This is a genomic window from Spirochaetae bacterium HGW-Spirochaetae-1, assembly GCA_002839375.1.
Classification (GTDB): Bacteria; Spirochaetota; UBA4802; order UBA4802; family UBA5550; genus PGXY01.
In genome coordinates this window covers 201,304-215,385 of sequence record PGXY01000006.1, presented here as the reverse complement: position 1 = coordinate 215,385, position 14,082 = coordinate 201,304, and the positions used below count along the sequence as shown (strand labels likewise).

The 14,082-nt window shown below is 50.4% G+C and carries 14 protein-coding genes; 3 read left to right on the top strand and 11 right to left on the bottom strand.

Going from position 1 to position 14,082, the window contains the following annotated elements:
* Positions 1 to 172 precede the first annotated feature (172 nt).
* The 9 genes from tsaA to CVV44_13070 form a co-directional block, all read right to left on the bottom strand.
* On the bottom strand, positions 173 to 679 hold the full coding sequence (gene tsaA, locus CVV44_13110; GenBank protein PKL38100.1) for a tRNA (N6-threonylcarbamoyladenosine(37)-N6)-methyltransferase TrmO: 507 nt from the start codon (positions 677 to 679) through the stop codon (positions 173 to 175).
* Positions 680 to 713: 34 nt separating this feature from the next.
* Positions 714 to 1,712, bottom strand: coding sequence for a hypothetical protein (locus CVV44_13105; protein ID PKL38099.1), 999 nt, complete (start codon positions 1,710 to 1,712; stop codon positions 714 to 716).
* A gap of 44 nt (positions 1,713 to 1,756) precedes the next feature.
* Positions 1,757 to 2,158 (bottom strand): hypothetical protein, encoded by a 402-nt coding sequence (locus tag CVV44_13100; protein ID PKL38098.1) that lies wholly within the window; start codon positions 2,156 to 2,158, stop codon positions 1,757 to 1,759.
* 42 nt (positions 2,159 to 2,200) lie between these two features.
* Positions 2,201 to 2,959, bottom strand: a complete 759-nt coding sequence (locus tag CVV44_13095) for an ABC transporter ATP-binding protein (protein PKL38097.1) — start codon at positions 2,957 to 2,959, stop codon at positions 2,201 to 2,203.
* Positions 2,960 to 2,974: 15 nt separating this feature from the next.
* Positions 2,975 to 3,901, bottom strand: a complete 927-nt coding sequence (gene rsgA, locus CVV44_13090; protein PKL38096.1) for a ribosome small subunit-dependent GTPase A — start codon at positions 3,899 to 3,901, stop codon at positions 2,975 to 2,977.
* Positions 3,902 to 4,089: 188 nt separating this feature from the next.
* The gene (locus CVV44_13085) at positions 4,090 to 4,482 is read right to left on the bottom strand and encodes a hypothetical protein (protein PKL38095.1); all 393 of its coding nucleotides are present in this window, start codon (positions 4,480 to 4,482) and stop codon (positions 4,090 to 4,092) included.
* Between the two features lie 2 nt (positions 4,483 to 4,484).
* On the bottom strand, positions 4,485 to 6,122 hold the full coding sequence (locus tag CVV44_13080) for a DEAD/DEAH box helicase (GenBank protein ID PKL38221.1): 1,638 nt from the start codon (positions 6,120 to 6,122) through the stop codon (positions 4,485 to 4,487).
* Positions 6,123 to 6,192: 70 nt separating this feature from the next.
* Positions 6,193 to 7,206 carry a flagellar motor switch protein FliG gene (gene fliG, locus CVV44_13075; protein ID PKL38094.1) on the bottom strand — a complete coding sequence of 338 codons (1,014 nt, stop codon included), beginning with the start codon at positions 7,204 to 7,206 and terminating at the stop codon, positions 6,193 to 6,195.
* Positions 7,203 to 8,081 (bottom strand): hypothetical protein, encoded by an 879-nt coding sequence (locus CVV44_13070; GenBank protein PKL38093.1) that lies wholly within the window; start codon positions 8,079 to 8,081, stop codon positions 7,203 to 7,205. The genes fliG and CVV44_13070 overlap by 4 nt, the downstream gene beginning before the upstream one ends.
* Before the next feature lie 151 nt (positions 8,082 to 8,232).
* Here CVV44_13070 and CVV44_13065 point away from each other — a divergent pair, with 151 nt between their 5' ends.
* Positions 8,233 to 8,892 carry a hypothetical protein gene (locus CVV44_13065; protein PKL38092.1) on the top strand — a complete coding sequence of 220 codons (660 nt, stop codon included), beginning with the start codon at positions 8,233 to 8,235 and terminating at the stop codon, positions 8,890 to 8,892.
* 170 nt (positions 8,893 to 9,062) lie between these two features.
* Here the strand turns inward: CVV44_13065 and CVV44_13060 are convergent, their stop codons facing one another.
* Together CVV44_13060 and CVV44_13055 are read right to left on the bottom strand one after the other, a co-directional pair.
* On the bottom strand, positions 9,063 to 10,007 hold the full coding sequence (locus CVV44_13060) for a radical SAM protein (protein ID PKL38091.1): 945 nt from the start codon (positions 10,005 to 10,007) through the stop codon (positions 9,063 to 9,065).
* A 12-nt stretch (positions 10,008 to 10,019) separates the two neighbouring features.
* Positions 10,020 to 11,723, bottom strand: coding sequence for a hypothetical protein (locus CVV44_13055; protein PKL38090.1), 1,704 nt, complete (start codon positions 11,721 to 11,723; stop codon positions 10,020 to 10,022).
* 334 nt (positions 11,724 to 12,057) lie between these two features.
* On the opposite strand from CVV44_13055, the gene CVV44_13050 reads away from it, so the two are divergent.
* Complete coding sequence (locus CVV44_13050; GenBank protein PKL38089.1) at positions 12,058 to 13,275, top strand: hypothetical protein; 1,218 nt, start codon at positions 12,058 to 12,060, stop codon at positions 13,273 to 13,275.
* 42 nt (positions 13,276 to 13,317) lie between these two features.
* Entirely contained in the window at positions 13,318 to 14,037 is a 720-nt protein-coding gene (locus CVV44_13045; protein ID PKL38088.1) for a hypothetical protein, read from the top strand.
* Positions 14,038 to 14,082: the final 45 nt, after the last annotated feature.

The window sequence follows — 14,082 nt, the reverse complement described above, 5'->3', positions numbered from 1 at the left end:
CCTGTGAAAAATCTTTCGAGATGCATATCTTCAACACCTCGCAATCACCCTATTATTATACATCATTTTCGCCGTCAGTCAACAGCAAATATTTATAATCATTATAATCGGTAAAAACTAACGAGGCTCCCTGTGTTTCAGTTTGGTACCAGGGCATCGTGCGGAATTACGGTTATTTCTTATGCAGCCACTCTTCCCGGTCTCCCAGTTTTTTATTGAAAGAGCCGGTACTCTCGAGATTCTCCATCCATCCCGTGCGGACCTCCGCAGCTGAATCGAAAAGAGGATTATATGGCTTGATATCGAGAAGGGGCGTTCCATCGAGCATATCGACGCCCCTGACCCGCACTATGGCATTCTCCACGGCAACAAGTTCCACCAGGGTAAGGCCTATATGATTGGGCCGATGCGGCGACCGGATGGCGAAGATGCCGTGTTCCTCCCTGTCGGCATAGGGACGGGCCCTGAGCATCACCGTATCGCTCCGGTCAAAATAATAGACGAGAAAAATGTGAGAGAAACCCTCCAGGTCCTTGAGACCGTTCCGGTATTCTTCGAAGAGATGCACGGTTCCTTCGCTCTCGCGGTGCATTCTTCCCTGAATGGGGACCCGGTCCTCCACGGTCCGGAAGGGTGTATGGATGATGCCGATAGCGCCTATTTCAATTTTTTCTTTCATGTCTTTTTGTTACCGCGACACCTGAATTATTCCGCTACCGCGCAAGTATGGTTTTAATGTCAAGTTTTTCACCGAGGCGCGCCCCGGTCTGTCCCACGACACGCGACGATGCGAAGCTGGCCAGCTTTCCCGCGTCAAGGGGCTGCATGCCGTGAGTCAGGGCGTACAGAATGCCCGCCGCGTACATGTCTCCGGCGCCGTTGGTGTTCACCACCTTTGTTTTTACAGCCGTTACGTCATAGACCCGGTCCCCGGTTTTGATCAGGCTCCCCTGCGCCCCCAGTTTCACCACGGCATAGGGACAGAGGTCGTAGAGGGCATCGAGCGCATCGCGCTCAGCTTTTCCCGTGAATACACGGGCCTCGTCTTCGTTGACGAAAACGATATCGGCATAGTCCTTTACGGCACTGAAAAGGCGGTCGTATATGCGGCCGATAAGGGACGGATCGGAAAGATCAATTGATACGGCCAGGCCGTTATCCTTTGCCAGGCGCATGGCCTTCTGGCATGCCGCGTTCAGGTTGTCCAGCTCAAAGAGATATCCCTCGAGGTGCAGAACCTTTCCCCGACCCATCACGCTGTCAGGAACATCATCCTCTGAAAACTGCAGGGCCGCTCCCAGGTGCACGGCGAAGGTCCGCTCTGAATCGGGCGTTATAAAGGTTATGGCGTGGCCCGTGATACTGTCATGTCTTCCGATCATGGTCTCCACACCTATTTTCTTTGTTTCGGAAATGTATACATCGCCATGAGAGTCGCGTCCCACGGAACCGAGGAAGAGCCCCCTGCCGCTGAAATTAAGTATCCCCGCCAGGGTATTGGCCGAACTGCCGCCCGGGGTCATTTCCATGGGGAGTCCCTTTATCCGTTCCAGGATGGCGGCGCTCGTTTCGCGGTCGACCAGCTGCATACGGCCCTTTTCCAGTCCCAGCTCCTGCAAAAAAGAGTCTTCGACGCTGATGGTAAGATCAAGAAGCGCCGATCCTATGGCAATTACATCATACTCGGCACTGTCTTTAATATTCAAAATCATACATAAACTCCTGTCAGTAGTGTGTGAAAACCCGAATCATTCCCTTACCGCAATCTCTTTTTCAGATCGCGTTTCTTTATCACATAGTAAACCACGGCATAGTCGTTCCCCACTTCCACCCGGTTGACATCCCCGTCGCGGTCGGGAAACACCGTATCATTGAAAGTCTGCCGGGTATAAAAATAGGCGTTCATGAGCGCCGCCCTTTTGGCCGATTCAAAACGGGCAATACCCTCTGTTTCGGCCATGGGAAAACCACGGCAGACTATTTCATAGGTATTGTCATCGATGAACTTTTTTGAAATGAGGGCCGAGCGTTCATTACGCGCGCAGCCGCCGGCCATGACGGCGAAAAGAGTAATCCATATTAATAAACGTTTCATCACAATGCCTCCTTTATTTTTTTCTCTTCCTCCCCATTCCATAAAGAAAATTTCCTGACACATTCCCCCTTCTCCCTCGGGGAGAAGGGGGTCAGGGGGATGAGGTTAAAATATATCTATGGGCCCCTCGATATCGCCTTCGATGAACTGCGCTGCAAAACTGTTTTCATGGGAAAAAAAGGCCGCCCGGTCTCCACTGAATACAATTTTACCGCCGTAGAGCAACGCGATAGTGTCGGCTATCTTTTCCGCCACCTTCAGATCGTGCGTCACCACTATGGAAGTGGTCCGCAGAGATTCCCGTATTTCCAGGATAAGATCGGCCATGGAGTCGGAAAGAATGGGGTCAAGTCCGGCCGTGGGATCATCATAGAGGATAATGTCGGGGTTCATGCATATGGCCCTGGCGAGCCCCACCCGTTTCTGCATGCCTCCCGAGAGTTCCGAGGGAAGTTTTTTTTCATTGCCCCGGAGTCCCACGCGGGCCAGCGAAGCAAGAACACGCTCATCGGTTTCCGCACTGTCGATTCCCATACGCCGCAAACCGAAGGCGACATTCTCATGGACGTCCATGGAGTCGAAAAGGCCTCCCTTCTGGAACACGTAGGCCAGGCTTACGTCAGTAATGCTGCCGTGTCCGGCCCTGCCCCTCCCGGCATAGAACTCCCGGATATCCATGCCGTTGATGCCGATCGTACCTCTGAAGTTGTCTATAAGCCCGGCAACGGCCTTCAGGATTACCGATTTGCCCGAACCATTTTTGCCCAGGATAACCAGCGTTTCTCCGGCGCCCACATGCATATCAACGCCGTCTATCACTGTTTTCCCGTCAAAAGTTATGGTGAGGTCTTTTAGATCAATCATATCACGATTTTCTTCTCACGAATACATATTATCATAATACTCTTTTAAAGAATAGAGAATATTAAGGTATGATATATAGCGATCATAAAAAATGCCGCCGGCCTCAACCTGTTTTTTCACGCCGCACTCCGGCTCATGATCGTGCGTACAGGGCTTGAAGCGGCAGTCATCTATGTAATCCCTGAAGTCGCTGAAATAGCCGGCCAGGTCCCGGGGCTCGATATCCATAAGACCAAACTCCCGCAGGCCCGGCGAATCGATTATGGATGTCCGGTCATCGATATCGACCAGGGCCACATTGGTGGTTGTATGGCGCCCCTTGCCCGTGCTCTCCGAGACAGTGGATGTTTTAAGATCAAGACCGGGGTATATCCCGTTCAGTATCGATGATTTCCCCACGCCGGAATAACCCGCCAGGACGGAACATTTGCCTGCCGTCATTTTTTTCATCTCGCCCAGTCCCCTGCCGGTCCTGGCGCTGACGCTGATAACTTTCATGTTGGTCTTTTTATAATAAGACCGGATATATTCCTCGTCTTTCGGACCGGCCAGGTCGCTTTTGTTGACACAGAGGAGGACCGGGATGCCCTCTTTCTCACCGCGGACAAAAAGACGGTCCACGAACCTGAGGTTGAAGGGAGGCTCATCATAGGACTGGATAACGATGATCTGGTCCAGGTTCGACGCCAGGATATCCTCTTTCCGGTTTCCGCGGTCTTTTCTTGAAAATATATTTTTCCTTTCATGAATGGTTTCAATGACACCACCGCCTCCATCGGCATTGAGGAAAAAAGCCACCAGGTCTCCCACGGCGACGGGGTCGGAATATCTTTTCAGGCGCTTATCCTGCTTGATTTTACCGCGCAGTACGCAGGTATACTCTTCAGACCCGGACTTCACGGTATAATATCGGCCGAATCCCTTAATTACTTTTCCCTCCATAAATTTTCACCACAATTAAAAAAAAACTAAAGTTTTCACCATTGATGCCGATAATTGGACTACAAGTGGTAATATGGTATTTCCCTCCCGATTATATCATATTGTTAACTTGGCACTGCGTTAAATCATTTGAGGGCAGAATAGCCGCCCAGCTATTCTGCCTTCAGTCTATAGAGACCCTTCTTTTTTTATTCCGGTATATATGACATGATAACAGGCTTGAAATCGACGAGATCGGCGATAATCATGTCCAGAGCGCCCTTACCCCTGACCAGGAAGGTTACATAGTAGTCCATGCCTTCATGGATGGTGAGGAGCTGGTTCCGGAGCATCTTTCTCTTTTTTTTATCGGAAATATCAAAGACGATATCATGATTATTGGCGTCATAAAAGATGATTTTCTCAAATATGGCGTCCACATACTTGAGTTTCAGCTTCATGGTAGTTTCCTTGTCCCGGTATTGTTCAATGTCTGCCGCAATCCTGGACAGGGTTTTTCCCTCCTCCTGGGCGCTGACAGTGAACGTCCCGGCCAGGAGGCAGATGCATGTCAGCAGTATGCATGCTGGGATACGGAGCATTTTTACGGTCTCCTGAAAATGCCCTTTATTTTCTGAATCAGGGAACGTTTCTGCCTGTCCTTTTCCAGGAGCTCGCTGCTGGCAGTGAAGTTTTCCCCGTATTTCTCGCTATAGTACTTAAGACGATCTTCAATCCTGGTTTTACCTGCGGGTTTTTTATCGGCCTTCTTTACCGGGGATGCCGCTGCGGGGCGTTTTCCCCTGCCCGTTTCAACGGGAGACTGAGCTCTAACCGGCCTTGCTTCGTCGGTCCTCTTTCCCGTATTTTTCCTGGCGGGACGCCGTACAATGGTTTCAACGGCCTCCTCTTTTGCCACGGCGGCCGTACCGGCACTGACAGCGGCATGGGGCCTGGTCCGTTCCGGTTTTTTTCGCTGCACAATTTTTCTCGTATCCTGAGTCGTTTTGCCCCGGCCGTCCCTGCCTCTGCCGCCGCGGCCTCTCTCCGCTTCCTCGAACTTGTGTTTGCTTCTTTCAAGGTTGAAATACCTGCCGGCGCTTTTATCCTCTACATACAGGCTTTCATCGGCAAAGAGAACCGGTATTTTCATTCCCGTAAACGTTTCGATGGCTTCCAGGCCGTAAACATATTTTTCACAGGAGAGGGATATGGCATTTCCCGATTTTCCCGCCCTGGCCGTTCTTCCAATACGGTGAACATAATTCTCACAGTCCTCGGGCAGGTCATAATTAACCACGAGCTCGAGATCGTTGATATGCAGTCCCCGGGCCGCCACGTCCGTGGCCACGAGATACGGCACCGTGCCACTTTTCATGCCATCGATAACCTTCTGCCTTTTGGACTGGGGCAGATCGCCGATAATATACTCGGCATCGTAACCGTTAAGCCCGAGCCGCTGGGCCACCTCAAAGGCGGCCTGCTTGGTGTTGGTGAACACAAGAACATTTTTCGGCTGCAGTGAATTGAGCAGTCCGAGAAGGAGCTTCATCTTTTCATGACGTCCCACGTGGTAAAGCCCCTGGGTGATATTGTCCACGGTCATATTCTCCGGTGAGACGGAGACATCGGCCGGTTCGTTCATGTGTTCCCAGGCGAGATTCTTCACCTGGACGCTCAGCGTGGCACTGAACAGCATGGTGCGCCGCTCCTCCCTGGGCTTCATCCTTTTAAGCATCTTCTTCAGGTCGGGATAAAATCCCATATCGAAAAGCCGGTCGGCCTCATCGATGACCAGTATATCGATATCATTGAACTTGAGCTTGCCCGACTGGTTGAAATCTATGAGTCTGCCCGGCGTACCGATGATGATATTGACACCCTCACGGATCAGTTTTTCCTGCTGCGTATATCCCACACCGCCATAAAAGCTGCCGATCACCAGGTCAAGATGACGTCCCAGCAGTTCGGCCTCCTTTTCAATCTGTACGGCAAGTTCACGGGTGGGAACTATTATAAGCGCTTTCTTTTCCCGGGGAGTCTCGCTTTCAAGAAAAAGCTGAAAAATGGGTATAAGAAATGCCGCCGTTTTCCCCGATCCTGTCTGGGACTGGACAAGAATGTCCTTCCCTTTAAATACTTCCTTGTACGTCAATTCCTGAACCGGCATGCATTCCGCATAACCGGTTTCCTCTATTCCTCTGAGTAAATCCTCATTGAAATTCCATTCGCTGAATTTCATATTTATTTCATCCATTATTTAATTTATCAAGGCGAAGAAGCAATCCGTCATTATTGCATGACATAGCTTATTACTCCACAAAAATTTCGCCGTCCTTCTTAAAAACAATTTCTCCGCTGTCGTAGAGATTACGCATAATCTCCATAATGACGGACCTGCATTCCTCGACTTCCGTAAGCCGCAGAGACCCTATTGAATCCATCTCCGTTATGACATCCGTGGCGCGGTTCTGACTCATATTCCGGATAAACTTGAACCGGATATCATCACCGGCTCCCTTGAGGGCCCGTGCTATCAGTCGGTCGTCCTTTATCTCATCGATGAGAACACGCAAATCACGATTCGACAGGTTAACGACATTTTCAAAACTGAGAATACGGTTCCGTATCTCTTTTGTCACTTCGGGAAGAACCCCGTCCAGCTGGTTCAGAAGACGCTTTTCCTCATCATAACTCATGTTGTTGATTATGTTGATAAGCGAATTGACACCACCGTCACGTACATGAACGTTCTGCTGAAGAAAGGCCTTGTACCTCCTTTTCAAACCCCGCGCTATTTCCACCACGGCTTCCGGTGAAACGCTGTCGAGCCGTGCCATGCGCAGGGCTACCGTTTTAGCCGTTTCAGAAGGCAGTGCCTGGAGAATCCCGGCCGATATACTGGAGGGGAGATACGTCATGGCAACGGCAATCGTCTGGGGCATTTCCTCTTTCAGCAGTTTAGCCAGAAGCTCCGGCTCCAGTTCCCTGAGGAATTCGAATTCCCCGCGGACGTCCCGTGCTGAAACTTTATGCAGAATTTCATGGGCCTTGTCTATACCAAAAGTTTTTTCCAGGAGATCCAGGGCTGTCTTTTCCCCGGCATGCAGGTTGCGCCGCTCCTTCTTCAGGGCAATGAGGAATTCCCCGATGAGATCCTCCTTCTCTTCAATGGAAAGGCGGTCTATCCTTGCAATTTCAACGGTAATTTTTTCGATGCTGTCTTCGTCGAGATAACGCAGTATTTCCGATGCTATTTCAGGCCCAAGAGCGACCAGAAGGGCGGCCGCTCTTTCAGCGCCTGTCATATCAAATATTGACTTCATACTTCTGCCTTGTTTTCGGCCTGCAGATTTTCAGGTTCTTCCTTTTTTTTCTGAAATTTTTTCGAGCGCTCTACAGGGTTGATTACCGGTACGGGGCAAACCTCCACACACGTATAACAGTTGGTGCATTTATCATAGTCAATAACCGCGCAGAAATCGGTGACGTGAATGGCATCCTCGGGACAGTTCTTTTCGCAGAGTTTGCAGCCGATGCATCCAGCGGAGCATCCCTTTTTCATCACCGGCGCCTTTTCCCTGTTGAGACACATTACCCTGACTTCCGTATCTATCGGGGCAAGGGTGATAATATCCCGGGGGCACACATCAACACAGTTGTTGCATCCCGTACATTTATCAATTACTACAACGGGAAGACCCTTGTCTCCCATGTGAATGGCGTCAAAAGGGCATACCCTGGTGCAGTCGCCCAGACCGAGACAGCCGAATTCGCAGACCTTGAAACCGCCCATAATATTCTGCGCAGCGCTGCAGCTTCTGGGGCCGCTGTACTTGAATCGCTTCAATGCCTCGGCATGACCGCCCTGACAGTGAACCCGGGCAGTCATGGGACTTACACCTACCACGGGTTCAAGGCCCATTATTGAAGCGATTTTCGCTATTGAATCGGCCCCGCCCACGGGACAGAGGGATATCTCATAATGCTCTTCCACTATCCTGGTGGCATAGGCGGAGCAGCCGGGCATACCACAGGCCCCGCAGTTGGCCCCGGGCAGCACACTGAGAACCTGGTCGATTTTCGGGTCTTTTTCCACCATGAGTTTTATCTTGGCAATGGAAAGAATAAGTCCGAAAACCAGACCTACTCCCGCAAGGGACAAAATCGATGAAATGGAAGGAAAAAGAGCCTCAAACATTATGACATCCCCTGAAAATAGTGTGCAGAATACTTCAGTTATTCAATAACTTCTTAATTATACCAGAAAAAATATTTTCCGGTCTATTTCAACCATATATTTTTTATACTTGAAAATTTTTGATAAAATATCGATTATATCTATAAACACCATGCAGACGGTAAGCCTAAATCAGAATTTCCAGAGAAGTGTCATCACTGCCATAAAAAACAGTGATGATCTTGTCTTTATCACCTATTCCGCCCTGGAAGACACTGAAGAGAAGATAAAGTTCTCCCTGATGAAAATCCTTGAAAGATTTCACCGGCAGGAGATATTCACCCCCATACTTTCCTGTATAAAAGAGCTAATGGCCAATGCAACCAAGGCAAATGCGAAAAAAATCCTCATCGACGAGGGGAAAATAACCAATCCCGACGATCCGGTCCAGGTAGTGAAGCAGATACGCTCCATTTTAAACGAAGACGCCCTGCTGGAATACGGCATCAAGGCAAAAAGCAAACACCTGTCAACGCGTATCTATCTGAAGGTGCAGAACAAAAACCTCATTATTGAGGTTATAAACAATCTGCCCCTTTCTGACAAGGAATTAAAAAAAATCACCAGAAAGATAGAACAATCGTCTAAATACGACAATATTGCCGAGTTTTACATGGAAAATCCCGACCCGGAAGCCGAGGGTATGGGACTGGGCATATCCATGGTGGTGGTATTGCTGAAAAACATCGATATTCCCCACGACAATTTTGTCATCACTACCGACGGCAGGGAAAAAACCTACGCGAAAATACTGATTCCCCTTTCTGTCTGACACAATGCAATGCGCACAGGGGGCTTCTATCGAGCTTCTACCTACCTTCTATCGAGCTTCTATCGAGCTTCTACCTACCTTCTATCGAGCTTCTATCGAGCTTCTACCTACCTTCTGGCGAGCTTGTTATTATATCAAATTAGCGGCGTCCAAACTGCAGGGATGCGGCTTTATTCTGCCGCATCGGCCCGCATCCGGTAGAATATCCCCCTTTCCATTTCCTCTTTACTGAGAATCCCCCCCGTATCCATTTCTTCGATAATTTTCATGACCTCGACCTTCCGGAGTCCCAGGGTTCTGCTCAGGTCATCGATCGTCGACGGACGTCTCTTCAGAACGGCGCCAACGGCGTCATGGATCTCCGAGACGCTTCCGGTAATTTTTTTACTGTAATCGGGTTTCCCGATGATTTCCACGGCAAGGGGCAGGAAAAACTCTTTGATCTCCACCAGTCTCTTCCACGATGCCGTTTGCAGCCCGTATACGGCCCCGGGCCTGTCAAGACGATTGAGCTGTATTTCGTCCGGTCCTATTTTTTCACAGGCCTCTTTCAGTCTTGCCAGTTCGTCGGGAGTGTCATTGACCCCGGGCAGGATAAATATCTCTATTATCATCCTGCCCGCAAAAACCGGGCGGAAGTCCATCAGTCCCCGCACCAGCCTTTCCGCCGTGATTTCCCCCGTAGGTCTGAGCATCTTCCGGAAAACCGGCTCTGAAACGGCATCGAGGGAAGGAATGATAATGTCGGCGCGAACCAGGGCCTCCCTCACCTCTTCTTTCCAGAGAAGGGTACCGTTGGTCAGCACAACTACGGGATAACGGGGATAGCGCTCCTTCAGGTACGCGATGATGGTGCCGATACCGCTGTGGAGCGTGGGCTCCCCCGACCCGGAGAAGGTCAGCACATCCAGTTCCGGCGAGGATGACAGGTACGAATCGAGCTCCGCCAGTACATCCTTCACCGGCACATACTCGCGCAGCAGCGCCGTGCAGTCCGTGGTCTCTCCGCATTCACAGTAAATGCAGTTGAGAGAACATGTTTTATGGGGCACCAGGTCAATGCCCAGTGAAATTCCCAGCCTCCGGGAATTCACCGGGCCGAATACGTATTTCATAAAAAATATCCCCTACATGCCCGCAACAATCTCCATGGCCACATCCAGGTCAATAGAGATGAAATTACCGTTTTTGGCTCCCGAAACATATATGTCCCCAATACTGTTCGTCGCGTCACGCAGCTGCTTGTTTGCCTGCGCCTGGGACTTGATAAGGCCCGAGAGAAACATGTTCTTCTGGATATAGGTAAGAAAAAAAACTTCGTCGGTCAGCTTTTTCAAGAGCTCGCCGCCGGTTTTCACCTGCCTGATATTTTTCTCATTCATGACTTTTTTCAGGAACACATCGCTGCTGCTCATGTACAGGCCCCGGGCATCAGCGACAATGAACTGTTTCTTGTTGTTTTTATCAAAAAACCAGCACCCCTTATTCTTGCCCAGCGTGATATAGCCGAACCGGTTCCCCTGGGCATATTTTTTCTTCAGGTGAGCCTGCATCGCCGTATTCACGACCTGTATCTTCTTTTTATCCGTCATGGGCAGAAAGAGCGTGTATTCGCCAATAGTGGGATTTCCCACGAGTATATTGAAAATGCCGCTGCTGGCGGGAATAAAGTCCTTCGCCATATCGATACCGTAATCATTCCGGATGTCGGCTTTTATCTTGGCGTACTGGGCACAGAGCGGAGCAGGCTTCCGGCACATATCCTCCATCTTCTTCAGATCAAGACCCAGGTAACCGTAAATAACGGCCGTAGTGGGATAAATGCCCTCACCGGCACTCCCGGTTTTCAGGATATTGAGGATCGACGTCACCATGGGATCGCTGTTGTTGAAACTGGCCCCGATCTGCACCTGTACCTTGCGCGGCTCAAGATTCAAGCCCAGGACCAGGTAGTCCAGGGCGTTAAGAGTGGATGATGCCCCTGACATATCGGAATTATTTTCCGCGGGATACATGACGGGAACGGCTATATATCCGCTGGTATTATCCATATCGATTCCGGGAAACGGCGTATTGTTCCCCTGGGGAACGTTTTCCATCATCTCATCCCGGGGCTGCTTCTGCATTAAACCCTTCTGAAATGAATTGACGGCCTCCATGAGGAGGTCGCGGCGGGCGAATATATTGAGGTCGTTGGAATTCCGGCTTTTCCGCAGATAATCAATATAGAGCGGGTCCGCCGCAAGGGAGGAATCGGTATTCATGCCCAGATCGATTGCTTCGCGGAGCAGTTCCCCCTGGGAGGACACGATTAAATAATCATTGATGGCGGTACAGAATAGATCTTTCTGAACCTGGTACAGGTTGTAATTCTTGTAGGCCGTAATCACGGGAAAAACATCGGCGGCCGGGGCGTCCTTTTTCATTTTTTTGACTATCTGCACAAAACGCACCGGGAAGGACTTTCCATCCAGGACGGGGAGAAAAATCATCATCTTTTCCACCGTCTCGGTCTTATCGATATAGGCAAAGCCCAGGGGCTTTTCCGTATCGATGCCCGTCTCCTTGAGCGAATTCTCGTTCAGGGGATCGATGCCTGTTTTGTTTTTGAACTCCTCAATGTCCTTCAGAAAATCTTTTTTCTGTTCTATGGTCATGGAAGTCTTCATAAAATCGTTGATGGACCTGACCAGGGTGCTGATCTTCCCGCTCCTGGTAAAGGCCTTTGAAACGATGGGCGTCATGGATTCCATGACGAGCGCCTCGTCCCCGGCGGAACCCAGTGTTATGGCAAGAAAGAAGAGAATTATGGCTGCTGCTGTTTTTTTCATATCCTCGCTCCGTGTATTCCTGAAAATATACTTTTCGGCCAGTTTATTCCTCGTGAGAAAAGAGTCTGCGCCGGAATGCTTAAAAATAACATACTATTAATATTTAGTAAAACAAATTTCACTTTTTCCCGAAAAAATAATCCCCCCCTCACCCTTATCCTTTCCCTTAAATTCTGCTTGAATAATTAGACCGGCATTTTACACCGTTACTTCATCAATGTACCGGCACAAAAGAAATGTCGGGGATTTTCAGCACCGGGTTAAAAAAGTGTTGTAGATAATCCCGTCTTCGGTACAAAATTGACAAAGAGTTTTCACTGACACGAGGAGAGCAATGAGCGATATTAAAATACAGAAGAGCTATGATGAGATAAACGACAAAATAAGAAAAGGCGAAGCAGTCGTGGTCACCGCCGAAGAAATGCCCCGCATTGTCCGCGAGGAAGGGGTTAAAAAGGCCTTTAAAAAGGTGGATGTGGTAACAACAGGCACCTTCGGCATCATGTGTTCTTCGGGCGCCTTCCTCAACTTCGGCCATACCAGGCCCAAAATAAAGGCCTCGAAGGTATGGCTCAACGACGTTGAAGCTTATGGAGGCATTGCCGCCGTGGACTGCTACCTGGGCGCCACGCAGGTCCGGGACGAGGACCCGCTGAACAAGGTGCATCCCGGCAGTTTCAGATACGGCGGCGGGCATGTCATCGAAGATCTCATTGCCGGGAAAGAGATCACCCTGAAAGCGAAGGGCTACGGCACCGACTGCTATCCCCTGCAGGATTTCGAAAAAACCATAACCATCTCGGACCTGCGCAACGCCATGCTCTACAACCCTAGAAATTCATACCAGGGATACAACTGCGCCGTCAACATGTCGAAGAAAACAATATACACCTACATGGGTATTTTAAGACCCGAATTGCAGAACGCCAACTATTCCAGCGCCGGCGAACTGAGCCCCCTCATGAATGATCCCTATTACTGGACCATAGGAACGGGAACGAAAATATTCCTGGGAGGCGCCGTGGGTGCCGTCACATGGTACGGCACGCAGCACTCACCCGATGCACGGCGCGGCGAAAACGGCATTCCAAGGGAAGGCGCCGGAACCCTTTCCGTGACCGGCGACATGAAAGAGATGGATACCCGTTTTATCCGGGGAGCCTCCATCACCGGCTACGGCTGCTCCCTCATGGTGGGCCTGGGTATCCCCATTCCCATCCTGAACGAGGACCTGGCTTATTTCACCGGCATATCGAACCGGGACATCTATTATCCCGTTGTCGATTACGGTTATGATTATCCCTCGGGGGTCAACAGGACACTGGGAGAAGTGAGCTTTGCCCAAATGCAATCGGGAATCATTCAGGTCCAGGGAAGGGACGTAGCCGCGGCACCCCTGTCGAGCTATCCCATGGCCAAAAAAATAGCGGTAATATTGAAAGAATGGATTGAAAAAGGTTTTACCGTCGGAGTACCACAGATACAGTTCCCATCCGTTTCGTATGACGGCAACAGGGACGCCGGTTCCACTCCCGGGGCTGAAGGGAAATAAACGGGATCGCCCGAAACGGACTGACACGCACGGAATAATGCAATGCGGTATCGGGAAAAAATATACAGGGATTACGAGAAGACTTCACGGTGGACCGCCTTCAGGGTTAAAATAGACACCACCGATCTTTTAATCCGGGCCCGGTTCGATCTGAGCGGCAAAACCGGCAGTATCGTCCGGCGGTTGAGAAATGACCTGCTGGACCATATCTCCCGGAACGAGAGTTTTCTCACATCGCTCACGCCCCTGCCCTGCGAAGAAGGCTGTCCCGAAATCGCCGCCCTGATGCACCGAGCAGCCGAAAAGGCGGGAGTGGGCCCCATGGCGGCCGTAGCCGGGGCGATAGCTGAAATTACGGGACGTGAACTGCTCAGCGACACAACGGAAATAATAGTGGAAAATGGCGGCGATATATGGCTCAGTGTCATCGAGCCCGTTACCATAAAAATCTTTTCCGGGAACGGACATTTTGCCGATTCCCTGTCCCTGCGCATCATGCCGGACCGGACACCCTGCGGGATATGCACCTCTTCCGGCAGAATGGGCCATTCTCTGAGTTTCGGAAAGGCCGATACGGCCACGGTGATTTCACCTGACGCGGCCCTTGCCGATGCCGTGGCCACGGAAACCTGCAACCGCGTCACCGGCGAAGAGTCTCTTACTCCCGCGCTGGAATACGCCATGGGTGTTGAGGAAATTTCCGGCGTCGTCATTGTTTACCGCGACAAGCTGGCGGCGCAGGGACAGATTGAATTCACCTGAACCGGCTCGACGGAATGGATTGTTGTAATACAAATAGCGATATCA